Source organism: Qipengyuania gaetbuli (assembly GCF_009827315.1).
GTDB lineage: Bacteria > Pseudomonadota > Alphaproteobacteria > Sphingomonadales > Sphingomonadaceae > Qipengyuania > Qipengyuania gaetbuli.
Genome location: NZ_WTYF01000004.1, coordinates 2,227,692 through 2,243,729 on the forward strand (window position 1 = coordinate 2,227,692; position 16,038 = coordinate 2,243,729).

The 16,038-nt window shown below is 64.8% G+C and carries 19 protein-coding genes and 1 tRNA gene; 9 read left to right on the forward strand and 11 right to left on the reverse strand.

Annotated elements, in window-relative coordinates; all coding sequences use genetic code 11:
* Positions 1-112 precede the first annotated feature (112 nt).
* Positions 113-757, forward strand: coding sequence for an energy transducer TonB (locus GRI42_RS13475; protein WP_234033959.1), 645 nt, complete (start codon positions 113-115; stop codon positions 755-757).
* 10 nt (positions 758-767) lie between these two features.
* On the opposite strand, the gene GRI42_RS13480 is transcribed toward GRI42_RS13475, so the two are convergent.
* The 4 genes from GRI42_RS13480 to GRI42_RS13495 all read right to left on the reverse strand — a co-directional run bounded on the left by GRI42_RS13480 (position 768) and on the right by GRI42_RS13495 (position 4,940).
* Entirely contained in the window at positions 768-1,076 is a 309-nt protein-coding gene (locus GRI42_RS13480) for a polyhydroxyalkanoic acid system family protein (protein ID WP_160608980.1), read from the reverse strand.
* A complete protein-coding gene (locus GRI42_RS13485; RefSeq protein WP_160608981.1) occupies positions 1,076-1,834 on the reverse strand; it encodes a hypothetical protein in 759 nt (252 codons plus the stop codon). Before GRI42_RS13485 ends, GRI42_RS13480 begins: the two co-directional genes overlap by 1 nt.
* Before the next feature lie 10 nt (positions 1,835-1,844).
* A complete protein-coding gene (locus GRI42_RS13490) occupies positions 1,845-3,095 on the reverse strand; it encodes a toxic anion resistance protein (protein WP_407692161.1) in 1,251 nt (416 codons plus the stop codon).
* A gap of 111 nt (positions 3,096-3,206) precedes the next feature.
* Positions 3,207-4,940, reverse strand: coding sequence for a fatty acyl-AMP ligase (locus GRI42_RS13495; protein ID WP_160608982.1), 1,734 nt, complete (start codon positions 4,938-4,940; stop codon positions 3,207-3,209).
* A 128-nt stretch (positions 4,941-5,068) separates the two neighbouring features.
* Between GRI42_RS13495 and GRI42_RS13500 the strand changes: the two genes are divergently transcribed.
* The 4 genes from GRI42_RS13500 to GRI42_RS13515 are packed head-to-tail and all read left to right on the forward strand — an operon-like array spanning position 5,069 to position 7,116.
* A complete protein-coding gene (locus tag GRI42_RS13500) occupies positions 5,069-5,674 on the forward strand; it encodes a regulatory protein RecX (RefSeq protein ID WP_160608983.1) in 606 nt (201 codons plus the stop codon).
* Positions 5,671-6,168 carry a DUF192 domain-containing protein gene (locus tag GRI42_RS13505; protein ID WP_160608984.1) on the forward strand — a complete coding sequence of 166 codons (498 nt, stop codon included), beginning with the start codon at positions 5,671-5,673 and terminating at the stop codon, positions 6,166-6,168. Before GRI42_RS13500 ends, GRI42_RS13505 begins: the two co-directional genes overlap by 4 nt.
* Positions 6,169-6,226: 58 nt before the next feature.
* Positions 6,227-6,625 carry an NADH:ubiquinone oxidoreductase subunit NDUFA12 gene (locus GRI42_RS13510; protein ID WP_160608985.1) on the forward strand — a complete coding sequence of 133 codons (399 nt, stop codon included), beginning with the start codon at positions 6,227-6,229 and terminating at the stop codon, positions 6,623-6,625.
* Positions 6,626-6,627: 2 nt separating this feature from the next.
* Positions 6,628-7,116, forward strand: coding sequence for a DUF2155 domain-containing protein (locus GRI42_RS13515; protein ID WP_160608986.1), 489 nt, complete (start codon positions 6,628-6,630; stop codon positions 7,114-7,116).
* On the opposite strand, the gene aat is transcribed toward GRI42_RS13515, so the two are convergent.
* Entirely contained in the window at positions 7,065-7,748 is a 684-nt protein-coding gene (gene aat / locus GRI42_RS13520; RefSeq protein ID WP_160609230.1) for a leucyl/phenylalanyl-tRNA--protein transferase, read from the reverse strand. The genes GRI42_RS13515 and aat overlap by 52 nt on opposite strands.
* A gap of 88 nt (positions 7,749-7,836) precedes the next feature.
* Here aat and GRI42_RS13525 point away from each other — a divergent pair.
* Positions 7,837-7,912: transfer RNA gene (locus GRI42_RS13525), tRNA-Trp, on the forward strand.
* Positions 7,913-7,966: 54 nt separating this feature from the next.
* A complete protein-coding gene (locus GRI42_RS13530) occupies positions 7,967-8,857 on the forward strand; it encodes an LOG family protein (protein WP_160608987.1) in 891 nt (296 codons plus the stop codon).
* Between the two features lie 7 nt (positions 8,858-8,864).
* Here the strand turns inward: GRI42_RS13530 and thiD are convergent, their stop codons facing one another.
* From thiD to glmM, 3 genes are read right to left on the reverse strand one after another with little or no spacing between them, the layout of a single operon-like run.
* Entirely contained in the window at positions 8,865-9,665 is an 801-nt protein-coding gene (gene thiD, locus GRI42_RS13535) for a bifunctional hydroxymethylpyrimidine kinase/phosphomethylpyrimidine kinase (RefSeq protein ID WP_160608988.1), read from the reverse strand.
* Complete coding sequence (locus GRI42_RS13540; RefSeq protein WP_160608989.1) at positions 9,662-9,886, reverse strand: DUF1272 domain-containing protein; 225 nt, start codon at positions 9,884-9,886, stop codon at positions 9,662-9,664. The genes thiD and GRI42_RS13540 overlap by 4 nt, the downstream gene beginning before the upstream one ends.
* Positions 9,886-11,223, reverse strand: a complete 1,338-nt coding sequence (gene glmM, locus GRI42_RS13545) for a phosphoglucosamine mutase (RefSeq protein ID WP_160608990.1) — start codon at positions 11,221-11,223, stop codon at positions 9,886-9,888. Before glmM ends, GRI42_RS13540 begins: the two co-directional genes overlap by 1 nt.
* A 162-nt stretch (positions 11,224-11,385) precedes the next feature.
* Between glmM and GRI42_RS13550 the strand changes: the two genes are divergently transcribed.
* Positions 11,386-11,997 (forward strand): superoxide dismutase, encoded by a 612-nt coding sequence (locus GRI42_RS13550; protein WP_160608991.1) that lies wholly within the window; start codon positions 11,386-11,388, stop codon positions 11,995-11,997.
* 58 nt (positions 11,998-12,055) lie between these two features.
* On the opposite strand, the gene GRI42_RS13555 is transcribed toward GRI42_RS13550, so the two are convergent.
* Genes GRI42_RS13555 through GRI42_RS13565 form a run of 3 tightly spaced genes read right to left on the reverse strand, consistent with a single transcriptional unit; the run spans position 12,056 to position 14,065 of the window.
* Complete coding sequence (locus GRI42_RS13555) at positions 12,056-13,234, reverse strand: AI-2E family transporter (protein ID WP_160608992.1); 1,179 nt, start codon at positions 13,232-13,234, stop codon at positions 12,056-12,058.
* A 55-nt stretch (positions 13,235-13,289) separates the two neighbouring features.
* Positions 13,290-13,898, reverse strand: a complete 609-nt coding sequence (locus GRI42_RS13560; protein ID WP_160608993.1) for a sigma-70 family RNA polymerase sigma factor — start codon at positions 13,896-13,898, stop codon at positions 13,290-13,292.
* Entirely contained in the window at positions 13,898-14,065 is a 168-nt protein-coding gene (locus GRI42_RS13565; RefSeq protein ID WP_160608994.1) for a NepR family anti-sigma factor, read from the reverse strand. Before GRI42_RS13565 ends, GRI42_RS13560 begins: the two co-directional genes overlap by 1 nt.
* A 210-nt stretch (positions 14,066-14,275) precedes the next feature.
* Between GRI42_RS13565 and GRI42_RS13570 the strand changes: the two genes are divergently transcribed.
* Positions 14,276-15,955, forward strand: coding sequence for a CHASE domain-containing protein (locus GRI42_RS13570; protein WP_170290023.1), 1,680 nt, complete (start codon positions 14,276-14,278; stop codon positions 15,953-15,955).
* Positions 15,956-16,038 lie beyond the last annotated feature (83 nt).

Below are 16,038 nucleotides of genomic sequence, written 5' to 3' on the forward strand. Positions count from 1 at the left end.
ACAGGTGCGCCCCCTTTTCCGTTGGGGTGCAATGACCGAAAGCGAAACCCGGTTCAGCACAGCTAGGAGGCGGCCCAACGCTTGGGTTATCGCCCTCATACTGTTGATTCATTTGGGAATCTTCTACGCACTAATACGTGCCCTGGCGCCGGGCGTTGTCGCCACGGTGGAGCGCGAGGTCGTCTCTGCCTTCACGGTGACCGTCACCACGCCGGAAGAGGAAACGCCCGAGGTCGAGCCTCAACCGGACGAGGGCGCGCAGGGCGATCCGGGCCGCGAGGCAGTGCCGCAGCCGGTAACTGCGCCAATGCCGCGCCGGCAGGTGCGCGAGGACCGGCCCGTGCCGCGCGCCTCCTCGACCGGAAGCGCGACGGACTCAGGGGCTACCCAATCGGGCGATGGCACGGGTGCTGCCGGAAGCGGTCTCGGCACGGGTGCGGGACGCGGCGGCGGCGGGCAGGGCGGCGTCGCTGCGACGAAGCCGGTGCTAGTTCGCGCAATTACGGACGCCAGTGCCTTTCCCGTCCCGCCCGGCGGGCGCGAGGCGCGGATCGGGAAGTCCGTGATCGTGAAGCTGACCGTGTCGGCGGAAGGCCGCGCGGTGACCTGTTCAATCTACCGCGCCAGCCCGTTTCCCGAAACCGATGCGACTGTGTGCAGACTGGCGCTGGACCAGTTGCGGTTCGAACCCGCGCGCAATTCCGAAGGCCAGCCGGTATCGGCGCCCTTCTATTACCAGCAGCGGTTCTTCAACTAGGGGGTGGGCGTCAGGCCTTGGGCGGGGCGAGCAGCTTCTCGCCCTTGCTCTTGATGGCGCCCTTGATCATCGGTTCGACGAAGGACAGCGCGAGCGGGATATCGACTTCGAAGACCACCTGCTTGTCCTCTACCAGCACGCGCGACTTGAGCGTCTGGCCCATGGTGGTGACATCGACATTCATCGTGTCCTCGTTGGCCCAGGACACGGCCACGTCGGCCATGCCGCCCGGCACGACCTCGGCGATTTCGTGGCTGTGATCGGACAGCCGGCGGCGGACCTCTTCCTTGGGAAGTTCGTGGGCGATCGGGACGCGCATCAGCTCTTGTGCTCCAGTTGCGGGCTGGTCTCGGCACCGCTGCCGAACTTGTAATCGAGGTACCGGTGCTTGATCGCCAGGGCGTCGAGCGAGCCTTCGGCCAGCTGGCGCGTGATCGAATCGATTTCGCCGCTGATCTTGGAAAGGCTGTCGGTCAGTTGCTCGTCGGGCGTCACGCCGGCGCGCTTTTCGGTGCGCAAATGCGCGGGGATCTTGCGGTAGCTGTCGACCATCTCGGGCAATTGCTCGCCCACCAAGCTGCGGATTTCGCGCGCCTTGGGGTGGTTCTGGTCGAGCCCGTCGAGCTGGTAGCCAAGCCCGTCGAGCTGCACGCCGATCTGGTCGACGAGATTAACCGCCGGCGGGGGCAAGGCTGGGCGCTGGTGTTCCAGCCACAGCTCGGTGCGCGCGACCATCTGCTGGACATTGCCCTTGTTGATCTCCGCACGCTTGGGGACCTTCATCTTGGGGTAATTGCCGAAGATGCCCACCGCGACGACGCTTGCAACGATCAGGACCATGATGCCGGCAAAGCCGATGCCGTCGACGATCAGGCCCAGCACGCCCATGCCGACCCACAGGGCGAACAGGGCGATGACCACATTGCGCACCTTGGTCATCAGGTGCTTGCGCTTTTCTCTCGCCGATCCTTCGCCGATGGACACGGTGCGGCGGTGACGACCGCCTGAACGGTTGTCATCGCGCAGGCGGCGGCCTTCTTCGATCAGGCGCTGGCTTTCGCGGGTAAGGTCGCCCAAGGCTTGCTCCCTATCCCTCGATGCTCAGCAGGCCGCTTTCGGCGACCTGCTTCTGCGCCTGGGCCTGCCCTTCGGCGCGGGCGATATAGCCCTTGGACTTCTCGACCTCGCTCGTAAGCAGGGTCACGGTCTGCTTCATGCTGTCGAGGGCGCGCAGCTTGAAGGCATCGACCTCGTCCATCGTGTCGTAGATGTTCTGGAAGGCGCGCTGGAGCGTTTCCAGGGGGATCGTGCTGGCGGCGGCCTGTTCGTGGATCTTGCCGGTCTGGTCGCGCAGCATGGTGCTGGTGGAATCGATGATGCCCGCGGTCGTTTCGTTGAGCGCGGTGATCTGGCCCAGCACGAGGCGCTGGTTGGTCATTGCTTCGGCGACGGTGACCGCGGTGCGCAGCGCGCCGACGGTGGTGGTGCTGGCGCGGTCGACGCCCTTCACCAGCTCGACATTGTTCTTCTTGACCAGGTCGAGGGCGAGGTAGCCCTGAACGCTCACAGCCATCTGGGTGAGCAGGTCCTGCGTGCGCTGGCGGACATAGAACAGCGCGGTCTCGCGCACGGCCTTGGCCTTGGCCGGATCGGTCGCGTCGAGTTCGGCGGCCTTTTCTTCCAGCTTCTGGTCCAGCGTGTTGGAGATGTGGATCATCTGTTCCAGATTGCCCATCGCCTCCCACAGCTTCTGCCGCTCGACGTCGATCGCGGCATTGTCCATGATCAGTTCGTCCTTGCCGCTGGCAAGGTTCAGGAGGATCGACTGGATGTGCGTCTGCGCGCTCTGATAGGAGCGGAAATAGTTCGTCAGCTTGTTGCCGAAAGGAATGATCCCGAGGAACTTTCGCGTGCCAGACAGCTTGCCGCGTTTGCCAGGGTCGAGATCCTCCACCACGCGGCGCAGCTCGGCGAGGTTGGCGCCAACGCCTTCGTCCTTGTCCATCGCGCGCACGGGGCGATCGAGGAAGCGGTTGGACATGCCGGCGGCCGCCATGATTTCCTTGCGGCCCATGTTGGTCAGCTGGTCGACCTTCTTGCCGAATTCGGGCGAATTGGCGTCCTGCGCGATGAGGTCGGCGACGAAGCCGTCGACCTTGGTTTCCAGCTTGCTCTTCACCTCGTCCGACACGGGAACGAGCCCGGCGGCCTTCTCGGGCGCGACGGCGGGCACCGGATCGGGCGGCGTCAGGTCGAATTCGGGCGGAGCCATGGTCGCCGTGGCGGCGGGCTTGGCTGCGGACGGAGCGGCGGCTGCCTGAGGTTTTTCGTCACTCATGGAACTACAAGAGGCCTCCCAGAAGATTTCCTTCTGTATTAGGTCTCTATAACACGAGTTTCAAGGTGCCATCGCAGGACAGCACGTTGAATTGCGACGGATCGCCTTGAATCAGGCCGCCAGGTCGAGCGGCTGGATTTCGCCGGCGAGGTAGAGCCGCTTGGCTTTCGCACGGCTGAGCTTGCCCGAACTGGTGCGCGGCAGCGTGCGCGGCGGAACCAGTTCGACGACGCAGCTCATGCCCGTGACACCGCGAACCTTGTCGGCGATCTGGTCGCGCAAGCGGACCTGCTCTTCCGGATCGGACACGCGGCAATGGACCAGCACGGCGGGCGCTTCCTCGCCGTTCTCGGTCTCGATCGAGAAGGCGGCGATATCGCCGTGGTTGAAGCCGGGCAGCTGTTCGACCGCCCATTCGATATCCTGCGGCCAGAGGTTCTTGCCGTTGATGATGATCATGTCCTTCGCGCGGCCAACGATGAACAGGTAGCCATCGGCAAGGTAGCCCATGTCGCCCGTGTCGAGCCAACCGTCGACGAGGCATTCATTGGTCGCTTCTTCATTGCGGAAGTAGGAATGCATGACACTGGTGCCGCGGCACCAGACCTTGCCGATCTGGTGGTCGCCCTTGGCCTTGCCGCTTTCGTCGCGGATTTCGACTTCCATGCCGGGCAGGGCCTTCCCGCAGTTGACGATGGCGCGGTAGCGCGCCGGATTGTCGAGATTGCGCGGACGGCCCGAAAGGCGTTCCTCCTCGACCAGTTCGACGCGGATACCTTCGCCGGGCGGCATGACGGTAACCGCCAGCGTCGCTTCGGCAAGGCCATAGCTGGGCGTGAAGGCGCTGGCCTTGAAACCGGCCTGCGCAAAGGCATTGACGAAGTTCTGCATCACGTCGGGGCGGATCATGTCCGCGCCATTGCCCGCCGTGCGCCAGCGCGACAGGTCGAAGCGGTCGCCAACATGACTCTGGCTGGAGATGCGGCGCGCGCAGATGTCGTAGCCAAAGGTCGGCGAATAGCTGAGCGTATTGCCCTTGTTGCGGCTGATGAGGTCGAGCCACGCCAGCGGGCGGCGGGCGAAGTGTTCGGTCTTGAGATAGTCGACCGATGCCTGGTTCGCGATCGGCGAGAGCAGGCAGCCGACGAGGCCCATGTCATGGTACCACGGCAGCCAGCTGACCACGCGGTCGTTGACGCCCAGGTCCACGCCAGTCGAATGGCCGAAGAGATTGTGCAGCAGTGCGCGGTGGGTAACCGCGACACCGGTAGGAAAGCGGGTCGAGCCGGACGAATACTGCAAGTAGCAGATGTCGTCGGGCCAGGCTTCGGGCAGTTCGCATTCCGGGTCGGGGCGCTGGCTGAAATCCTGCCAGCTCTGGCCTTCGCAGCCCTGCCGTTCGGCAGCGGCCTGCGCCATCTCCTCGATCTCGCCGGGATAGATCAGCATCTTGGGATCGCTGCTCTGCAGCTGTACCGACAGCTGGTCGATATAGCCTTCCTTGCCGCCGAAGCCGGTCGGCAGTGGCAGCGGGACCGGCCAGGCGCCGACATAGGTACAAGCGCAGAACAGCGCGGCGAATTCGGGGCAGGTTTCCGCTATCAGCGCGACGCGGTCTTCCTTGCCGATGCCTGCAGCGACCAACTGGCGCGCGAACTTCAACGCGTCTTCGCGCATCTCGCTGAACGGATAGGGGCGCACGAGGTCGCCGCGCATATCGTGAAAATTGAGGCCTTTTTCGCTGCGCGCAGCGTAATCGACCGCCTCGTTGAAGGTGTCGAAGTCGGCCCTGCGCCTCGGCAGGTCGCAGTCATTGGGCGTCGGCGTCAATGCGGCGTCGGTCATTTTTATTACGATTCCCGTGAAAAGTCAGTGCCTTGCGGCCATCCCCATTGTTCCGTACGCCGTGCAACCCGAGCCGGCGCGTTATCGAGCTTTCCCATTCGATAAGGAGTGTGGCACGAATATGGCCGATGGTTGAACGTAACGCAACATCGCGGCGAAGCCGTCGCACGCCCAAACCGCTCGACCGCACGCGCCTGAACGATCTCGCGCTGGCCTATGTCGCGCGGTTCGCCACCAGCGCGGGCAAGCTGCGCACCTATCTCAATCGCAAGCTGCGCGAACGCGGCTGGGACGGCGAGGAAGGCCCCGATATCGATGGGCTGGTCGGGAAATTCGTCGATCGAGGCTATGTCGACGATCGCGGGTTCGGGCGGATGAAGGCCAGCGGCCTGCTCGCTCGCGGTTATGGCGCACGCCGGGTGGACGAGACGCTGCGGTCAGCCGGTATCGACGAGCGGCTGCGCGACGAGCTCGCCCCGGCCGAACGCGAAGCGCGGCAAGCGGCCGTATCGCTTGCCCGGCGGCGCCGATTCGGTCCCTTCGGCATCGTCCACGAAGACGAACCGGTGGAAGAGCGCCACAAGCGGCGCGAAAAGCAGCTTGCGGCGATGGTCCGTGCAGGCCACACCTTCGCCCACGCGCAGGCGGTGCTGTCCGCCCGCGACGAAAGCGCTCTCGACGAATGGCTCGAAGAGGGCGAGGAAACGGGCCCAACTACAGGAACCACCGCATGAAATTCCGCTCCGCGCTGATCTGTGCACTCCCGCTGGCGCTGATGGCCTGCGCCCAGCAGGGCACGGCGAACGAGCCGGCGCCTTCTGCCTCGCAGCAGGCGCAGGACGAAGTGCATCCGATCTCCGGCCTCAAGATCATCCCGGTCACCGTCACCGCGGGCAAGGTGAAGCACGTCTTCCGCGCCGAACTGGCCGATTCGCGAGAGGCGCAGGGCAAGGGGCTGATGTTCCGTACCGAACTGCCGGACGATGCGGCGATGATCTTCCCCAGCGTGCCGCAGACCGCGCGCAGCTTCTGGATGAAGAACACGCCGCTGCCGCTCGACATCATCTTCATCGGCACCGACGGGCGCATCCTCAACATCGCCGCCATGACCGAACCCTATTCGCTCGAATCGGTCTATTCGGATGGGCTCACCAGCGGCGTGCTCGAAATCCGCGGCGGCCTGGCGGCCGAACTCGGCATCGGGCCGGGCGATCTCGTCGAATGGTAGGCGATTTCCCGCATGCGCGTGCTTGGCGCACGCGCGGGAATCGGCTAGGCGCGCGGCCATGAGCGTACTCGGAAAGATCTTCACCTGGTGGGACGGTGCCACCATCGGCACCATGCTGTGGTCCTCGCGCAACGGCGAGCACGTCGGTACCGACGCGCAGGGCAACAAGTACTACCGTTCGAAGAAGCACGGCGAAGGCCAGCGCGAACGCCGCTGGGTGATCTACGACGGCACCAACGATGCTAGCCGCGTGCCGGCCGAATGGCACGGCTGGCTGCACGGCTCGGGTGACGACGTGCCTGAAAGCTTCCTGCCCGCGCCGCGCATATGGGAAGCCGACTACACGCCGAATGCCACCGGCACTGCGTCCGCATACCGTCCGCAGGGCGCGCTCGAACGCGGCGGCAAGCGCGCCGCCGCCGTGGGCGATTACGAAGCCTGGTCGCCGGACGCCTGATCGTGCTCCGCACCGGTGCGATCCTTTGCAGCCTGGCCTTGCTGGCTGCCTGTTCGCAGGACCCGCCCGAGCCGGAAGCCGTCAGCACCGAAATTCCCGACGAGCTGCAGCGCGTCGAACTGCCCAAGGTCGAAGCCGCCGCGGAAGCCGCGATCGGCACCCCGATGGAAGACCGGGTCGCGACGATCGGCCTGCTCAACAAGCGTAACAACGAGACCCGCGAGCTCGAACTGAAGCCCGGTCAGCAGCAGCGCGTCGGCAGCGTGATCGTGCGCCTGTCCGCTTGCGAACGCACCGCGCCGTGGGAAATGCCGCAGGAAACCGGCGCCTTCGTGCAGGTCCTCGTCCTTGATCGGGGCAGCGAGAACCAGTTCCGCAAGATTTTTTCCGGCTGGCTGTTCAAGAACTCGCCCAGCCTGAACGTGGTCGAGCACCCGATCTACGACGTTTGGGTCAAGGACTGCGCGATGGAATTCCCGGGCGAGGAATGAGCGTTCGCCGCGGCCACGGCCTGCGGTATCGAACCTGACGCGGGACCACGCGCCTCGCGCAATTTCTCCAGATAGGCCGACTGGGGCAGGGCTACCGCCCCCATGGTTGCCAGGTGGTCGGTCATGAACTGGCAGTCGAGCAGCGAATAACCCGCTTCGCGCATGGCCGCGACCAGCCAGGCCAGCGCGGTCTTGCTGGCATTGTTGGTGCGGCTGAACATGCTTTCGCCGCAGAACACCTTGTCGAAGGCCACGCCGTAGAGCCCGCCGACCAGCTCGCCGTCGTCCCACACCTCGATCGAATGGGCATGGCCCGCCTTGTGCAGCGCGATGTAGCTCGATTCGATCTGGTAGCTGATCCAGCTTTCCGCGTGTTCCTCGCGCGGTTCGGCGCAGGCGGCGATGACCGCGCGGAAATCGCGGTCGCAGGTCACGCGGAAGCGGTCCTGCTTCACCACCTTGCGCAGGCTCTTGGAGAAGCGGAACCCGTCGAGCGGGATGATCGCCCGCTCGCGCGGCTCGACCCAGTACACCTCGCGGTCCCCGCGGTGGTCGGCCATGGGGAAGATGCCGCTGCGATAGGCGTGCAGCAGCAGGTCGACAGGGATCAGATCGGGCACGGGGGCATGCATGGCAGGGACCATCCTAGCAGTTTGCATTTCCATGCGATACGCGGCTTGCCAGCAGCGCACAGAGCGACTAATGCGCGCCCTCGGCTGCAGGGGTGTAGCTCAGCTGGTAGAGCATCGGTCTCCAAAACCGAGGGCCACGGGTTCGAATCCTGTCACCCCTGCCATTTCCTTTCTTCAATGACTTGTCGCTTTCATCGGCGGGGCCTACTGCGCCCGTCATGACAGAAGAAGAAAAGCAAAAGCGCGGCATCCAGGACCGCAAGTTCTACGCGGCCGAACAGGAAGCCAAGTTCGAGAAGAAGGGCCTCGCGGTCCACACGCCGCAGACCGAACACCCCAGTTACAAGCTCGCCTTCCAGGACAAGGACTTCCTGCTGCGCGAGGAATTGCGGCCGGTCCGCTTCCAGCTCGAACTACTCAAGCCCGAGATGATTCTCGACGAGGCTGGCGTCGGCTCGACGCTGGTGATGTACGGCAGTGCACGCATTCCTCCTCCCGAAGCCGCCGAAACCGCGCTCGAAGGCGCGAAGGACCTGCCCGAGGAAGACCGCAAGGTGGTCGAGAGCCTCGTGGCGAAGTCCAAATATTATGCCGAGGCGCTGAAGCTGGCGAAGCTGGCGACCGAGAAGTCGATCATCGAGAACGGCAAGCGCCAGTTCGTCGTCTGCTCGGGTGGCGGCCCCTCGATCATGGAAGCGGCCAATCGCGGTGCGAGCGAGGCGGGCGGGGAATCCATCGGCCTCAACATCATCCTGCCGCATGAGCAGGCACCCAACCAGTATGTGACGCCCTACCTGTCCCTGAACTTCCACTATTTCGCGCTGCGCAAGATGCACTTCCTGCTGCGCGCACGGGCGGTGGCCGTGTTCCCGGGCGGGTTCGGCACGTTCGACGAGTTCTTCGAGCTGCTGACCCTGATCCAGACCGGCAAGATGAAGCCGATCCCGATCCTGCTGTTCGGCAAGGATTTCTGGACGCGGGTGGTGAACTTCGAAGCCATCGCGGAAGAAGGCACAATCTCGAAGAAGGATCTCGAACTGTTCCGCTGGTGCGAAACCGCGGAAGAGGCGTGGGAATACCTCTGCGACTTCTACAACCTCGGCTGCTGAGGCAGGCTTAGCCCAGCTTGCGCACCGCCTGGTGCCCGAGCGGGCCGGAGCCTGCGCCGAAGCCCGGTGCATTCTCGATTGCCGCATAGACGAAGCCGCGCGCCAGCCTGATGGCGTGCGTTGTCGGCTGGCCATAGGCGAGGAAGGTCGCAAGCGCCGCCGACAGCGTGCAGCCCGTGCCGTGGGTGTGCGGCGTATCGATGCGCGCGTGGCCGAAGCTCGCCAGCTTTCCGGTCGAGGACACGGCGCGGTCCAGCACCTCATCGCCTTCGCCGTGGCCGCCCTTGGCCAGCACCACCGTGTCGTGCTTTTCCGCCAGCACGCGCGCCGCGTTGAAGACCTCGTCGTCGGGAATGTCGGCGCGGCCCGTCAGCGCCGCGAGCTCGGGCAGGTTGGGCGTGACGACGGTGGCTATATCCATCAGCGCGCCGAAGGCATTGACGGTCTTCGCGCTCGCCAGCGCGGACCCGCTGGTCGCCACCATGACGGGATCGAAAACGATCGGGCCGGGAAAGGTGTCGAGCCGTTCGGCAAGGCGCATGGCGATTTCGGGTGAGCCGAGCATCCCGATCTTGATCGCATCGGCACCGATGTCGGACAGGCAGCTTTCCACCTGCTGCATCACGAAACCGGGTGAGAACACCTCCACCCCCTGCACGCCGGTGGTGTTCTGGGCCGTCACGGCGGTGATCGCGCTCATGGCATAGCCGCCGAGCATGGTGATGGTCTTGATATCGGCCTGGATGCCGGCGCCTCCGGAGGAATCGGAGCCGGCGATGGTCAGCACGCGCGGCGGGGTGCCGGTCATCCCTTGAACTTCCGCTCAGTCGCAGCGGGGAACTTGTCGAGCAGTTTGCGCGCGCGGGTCGGGCGATCCATCAACTCGCCCCCGCAATTGGGGCACAGGTCGTCGAGCGCCTCGGCGCAATCCGCGCAAAAGGTGCATTCGAAGCTGCAGATGAAGGCGCCGGGCGCATCGGCCGGCGTATCGGCGCCGCAGCGTTCGCAATCGGGGCGCATTTCCAGCATCAGACGGCCTCCCTAACCGCATCGCAGATACGGTCTACGATCCGTTCGACCTGCGCCGCATCGTCGCCTTCCGCCATGACGCGGATGACCGGTTCTGTGCCGGAGGGGCGGATGACGAGGCGGCCGGTGCATTCCAGTTCCTTTTCCGCATCGGCAATGACCTGCTTGACGCTGTCGGCCTCCAGCGGCTTGCCGCCGGAATAGCGCACGTTCTTGAGCAGCTGGGGCACGGGATCGAAGACGTGCAGTAGCTCGCTTGCCGGCTTGCCCGAGCGTACGAGGCTGGCGAGCACGCGCAGGGCGGCAACGGTGCCGTCGCCGGTGGTGCCGTGATCGAGCAGGATCATGTGGCCCGACTGTTCGCCGCCCACGTTGAACCCGCCCGCCTTCATCTTTTCGAGCACGTAGCGGTCGCCGACCTTGGCGCGTTCCAGCGTCAGGCCCTGCGTTTCGAGATAGCGTTCGAGGCCGAGATTGCTCATCACAGTCGCCACCACGCCGCCGCCCTTGAGGTCGCCGCGCGCCTTGAGACGGGTCGCGATCAGCGCCATGATCTGGTCGCCGTCGACCGCCTGGCCCTTCTCGTCGATCACGATCAGCCGGTCGGCATCGCCGTCAAGCGCGATGCCGATGTCGGCACCTTCCTCGACTACGCGGGCCTTGATCGCATCGAGCGAGGTCGAGCCGACGTCCTTGTTGATGTTGGTACCATTGGGTTCGACCCCCATGGCAATCACGTCCGCACCCAGTTCCCAGATCGCCGAGGGGGCAACCTGGTAGGCTGCGCCGTTGGCGCAATCGACCACGACCTTCAGCCCGTCGAAGCGGATGTCGGAGGCGACCGACTGCTTGATCGCGTGGATGTACCGGCCGCGTGCATCGTCGATCCGGCGGGCACGCCCGATCCGGTCGGCCTGGACCAGCAGCGGTTCCTGTTCGAGCAAGATCTCGATCGCCGCCTCGGCTTCGTCGGACAGCTTGAAGCCGTCGGGACCGAACAGCTTGATGCCGTTGTCCTCGTAGGGGTTGTGGCTGGCCGAGATCATCACGCCCAGATCGGCGCGCATTTCGCGGGTCAGCAGGGCAATGGCGGGCGTGGGCAGCGGTCCCGTCATCACCACGTCCATGCCCACGCTGGTGAAACCGGCCACCAGCGCGCTTTCCATCATGTAACCCGACAGGCGCGTGTCCTTGCCGATCACCACCCGGTGCCGGTGCCCGCCGCGCAGGAAGTGCGTGCCTGCCGCCTGCCCCACGCGCATCGCGGTAGCTGCGGTCATCACGCCTTCATTGGTGCGCCCGCGGATACCGTCGGTGCCGAAGAACTTGCGTGCCATCGATTATGCGCTCCGTCTCTTTGCGCTAACGTCTTGGCCGCGATTGGCGCGGAATAAAAGCCATGGCGCGGATTTTCCCAGCCGCTATGCAACCACCCGCGCGCCCATGCGTTGGCTGGGTAAATCGCGAAACGAACACGGACACCAAAAGGGGAACCATCCATGGCTTTTGAGCTGATCGACCTGCCTTACGACGACACCGCGCTGGAACCGGCGGTTTCGGCCCGCACCCTGTCGTACCACCACGGCAAGCACCACAAGGCCTATATCGACAAGACCAATGCCGCGATCGAAGGCACCGATCTTGCCGGCAAGAGCCTCGAAGACGTCATCGCTGCCGCGCGAGGCAGCAACCAGGGCCTGTTCAACAATGCCGCGCAGAGCTGGAACCACGGTTTCTACTGGCATTCGATGGCCGCATCGGAAACCTCGATTTCCGACGAGCTGAAGAGCATGATCGAAGCCGCTTTCGGTTCGGTTGCCGACCTCAAGGCCAAGCTCAAGGAACGCGGCACCGGCCACTTCGCCAGCGGCTGGGTCTGGCTGGCTGAAAAGGACGGCAAGCTGACGATCGAGGAAACCCATGACGGCGACACGCTGGCCGACATGGACGGCGTCAACCCGCTGCTCGTGATCGACCTGTGGGAACACGCCTATTACCTCGATCACCAGAATGCGCGTCCGGAATATCTCGAAGCCGTCAACGGCAAGCTCAACTGGAGCTTTGCGCACGACAATCTGTCGCGCGGCAGCACCTGGAAGTATCCTTCCTGATCACCGCCACCAGGCTGGAACAGATGGCCCGCTGCGCTGACGATGCGCGGCGGGCCTTTCAGTTTTCGGGGGTGTGTTCTTCCTCGCCCAATATGCTGCCCGGGAACAAGGGCTCGCCGAAGATGAAGCCGACGAGGTTGGGGCGGCCGACATGGTCGAACAATGCGGTCAGCATCAGCAGGATCGGCACCGACAGCAGTGCGCCGAACGCGCCCCAGATCCAGGTGAAATAGGACAGGGCGATCAGGATCAGCACGGGGTTCATCGTGAACCGCGCGCCGAGGATCGACGGCGTCACCACATTGGCCTCGATCGTGTGCAGGCCGAGATAGGCGATTGCAGGAACGAGGCCGAGAAGGACCGTGTCCGCCGTGCCGATGCCGAACAGGGCAAGCAGGCCGACCATCACGGTGGGTCCGATATAGGGCAGGAAGTTGAGGATCGCGGCCAGCCCGCCCCACATGATCGGCGCATCGACGCCCAGTGCCCATGCCCCGAGCGCAACGATCACACCGACCAGCGCGTTGATCCAGCCAACGGTCAATATGTAGGCTGCGACCCGGTCCTGCACTTCGCGAATGACGCGCGCGGCCTTGATGCTCGACCCGAAGCTGGTGCGCCCGAACAGCAATTTCTGGCGCAGGCGCACGCGCGCCTCGATCATGAAATAGGCCATCAGCAGCGTCAGGATCGCCTCGATGATGACGGTCGGCGTCGCGAAGGCCAGTTCTTCTAGATAGCTCGGCGTTGCCAGCACCACTTCGCGCGGCTGGCCGTCACGCTCTACCAGCTCGACCAGCTGGCGGTTGATCTGCTCGATCCACGAGAAACGCTCGCGCAATTCGAGGAAGCGTTCGCCCACGCGCTGAACCAGTGCGGGCAGCTCGTCGAACAGCGTGATGGCAGGCTGCAGGATCAGCGCGAGCGCGAGCAGCAGGATCGCGAAGAACACGACCAGCGAAACCAGCGATGCGAGCGCGTTGGGCAGGCCCCAGCCGTTCAGCTTGTCCGCCAGCGGTGAGAGGATGACGGTCAGGATGACCGCGGTGACCACCGGCAGGAACACGACCGACCCGATCGAGAGGACGAAGGGCAGGGCGAGGAACAGGCCTGCGCCAAGGATCAGCACTAGCACCGAAATAAGGCGCAGTTCCTGCTGCGCGAAAGCGTAACGCGGCATGTGGTGCGGCGTTGCAGGGCCTTCTTGCGGCCGCTTGTCGGGTTCGCTCTCGCTCATCGCCTGTCTATCTGCCGCGACGCGGGTTGCCGGGCAAGCGGGACGTTGACGGCGGTCAGCTGCGCGCCGCTACGCCGAGCCCGGCGGCGACATCGTCGAGCTCCTCGAGGATGGCGCGGTGCGCGGTATCGTCGTCGAGCGAACGCCTCGGGATCGAGCCTTCCTGCAGCATCGAATTGAGCGTTGCGCGGGCGCGGCCCACGCGGCTCTTGATCGTGCCCACGGCGCAGCCGCAGATATTGGCCGCTTCCTCGTAGGAGAAGCCGCCGGCACCGACCAGCAGCAACGCCTCGCGCCGTTCCGGCGGCAAGGTCAGCAGCGCACGGTGCATGTCGGCAAGATGGATCGGCTCTTCCTGTCCGGCAGGCGCGGTCAGGACACGTTCGGCGACCGTCTCGTCATATTCGCCGCGGAAGCGGTTGCGCCGCATGTCGGTGAGATAGGCGTTGCGCAGGATCACGAAGGTCCAGGCGCGCATGCTGGTGCCCGGCTGGAAGCGGTCCTGCGCGGCCCATGCCTTGAGCAGAGTTTCCTGGACGAGGTCGTCGGCCATGTCGGCACGACCGCACAGGCCACGTGCGAAGGCACGCAAGTGCGGAACGACCTCGGTCAGTTCGCGCTTGAAGTCGGCCTTCTCGGAGGCCGTGCGTTGCTCGGCCCCCATCAGTCCTTCGAGTCCAGTTTGGACAGCAGGTCCTTGAACGCGTCGGGCAAGGGCTCGTCGACGACGGAATCATACAGCTTGCGCAGGCCGTTTGCCCACTCGGGCTGCTTTTCGCCCTGCGGTTTCGCCTTCCCGCCCTGATTGTCGGAAGATGCTGAAGAGGTCATCGTGTCTAAAATACGTCCTTGCCTTGCCCTATCGCGGGCCGGGACGCACCCGGCCGGATAAGCATAACGATCCCTTTGGTGCACCGCTAACGCAGCGGAGGCGTGAGGGTTCCAGCTATGTAGTGCTTTTTTGCTGGAATTCTCCTTCGGCGGAACCTTACAGCGGCCCACGGATATAGAGCATCACAGGTTGTGAGCCTTCGGGGACGGATGCTGGAAGAGAACAGGATTCTGCGCAGGGGACGGCGCCGGCGGTGGCTGGTCGATTACCCGCGCGTGGTGCCGCTGGCCATCTTCCTGCTGGTCGCGGCCGTCACCTTCGTCAGCGTCGTCGCGATCGAGAGCGGGCAGGCCGTGCGCGAAGAGGCGGAACTCAACCGCAAGGCGCAGGCGATGGTCTCCGCGATCGAGCGGCGCGCCTATTCCAATTCCGCATTCCTGCGCGCCGCGGCTGCCCTGTTCAGCTCGCAAGGCGAGGTCAGCAGCGACAGCTTCCGGCAATTCGTCACCGAACTGCGGCTCGATGCGGATTACCGCGGGGCAGAGGGTATCGGCTGGGCCCCGGCGATCTCTTCCGCCGAAATCGTGAGGACCGAAGACCTCCTGAGCGAGGGGCGCGTCAGCCGCGTCAGGATTACGCCCAGTATCGTCGACCGGCCGCGCTCGCAGCTCGTCCCCGTGCTTTATCTCCAGCCCGACACGCTGAGAAACCGCCGCGCGCTCGGATTCGACATGTATTCCGAGCCGACCCGCCGCGAAGCGCTGGACGAGGCGACCAAGTCCGCACGGCCCACCGCGACCGGCAAGGTCGTGCTGGTTCAGGAAGGCGGCGTGGAGGAGCCGGGCTTCCTTATCTACATGCCCGTCTTCGACGGCGGCATCACCGACCGTGTCCTAAAGGGCTTTGTCTACAGCCCGTTCAATGCCAGCGAATTCCTCGCCTCCGCCGCCGATCTCGTCGGCGATGACGAAACCGGGGTCCGGCTCTACGACATCGGTGACGACAAGCGCGACCTGATGGCGGAACTGCCGGGCTGGAAGCCCGACATTCCCTATGTCGAGCGCGAGGTCGACATGGCCAACCGCAAGATGCTGTTGGTCGTCCAGTCCAGTGCAGCCGACGCCCTCTCGCCGCTCTCGATGATCACGCTGCTGTTCGGCCTCGCGGTCGCGAGCCTCCTGCTCGTGGTGGCCCGCCTGCTGACCCAGCAGGCGCAGGAGGACAGCCGTTCGCTCGAATGGTTCGCCGAACAGAACTCGATCCGCAATTCGCTTACTCGCGAGCTGAATCACCGCGTCAAGAACACGCTCGCCAATGTGCTGTCTATCGTGTCGCTGACCCGGCGGCGGGCGGACAATCTGGACGAGTTCGCGCAAGGCATCGACAGCCGCATCCGCGCCCTGTCGGCGACCCACGACCTGCTCACCCAGTCCGAATGGGGCACCACGCCGATCCGTTCGGTGATCGAGGTCGAACTGGCACCCTATGCCAATGCCGAAGACCACACGGTCGTGATGGAAGGGCCGGATGTCGAACTGGCCCCCAACGATGCGCTCTCGATGGGGCTGGCGATCCACGAACTGGCGACCAATGCCGCCAAATTCGGTGCATTGAGCCGTGCAGGCGGCAAGGTCACCGTCATCTGGACGCTGGTGAACGAAGGGCTTGCCCGGATCGACTGGTCCGAAAGCGGCGGCCCGCGCGTGACCGAGCCGCAGAAGCGCGGCTTCGGCACCGACCTCATCGAGAAGATCGTCGCCCACGAACTGCGCCATCCGGTGGAACTGGAGTTCCTGCCGACTGGCGTGCGGTGCAAGCTGCTGGTCCCGGTGCGCGAACCCAACGAATTCATGCTGCGCAGCGGCCCGCCCCCGCAGAAGGGCCACTGATCAAGCCCGTCACCTGATCGCAGGTACGGAAAAGGCCGCCGGGACGATGGTCCGGGCGGCCTTTTCCTTTCGCGTCTGGCGAC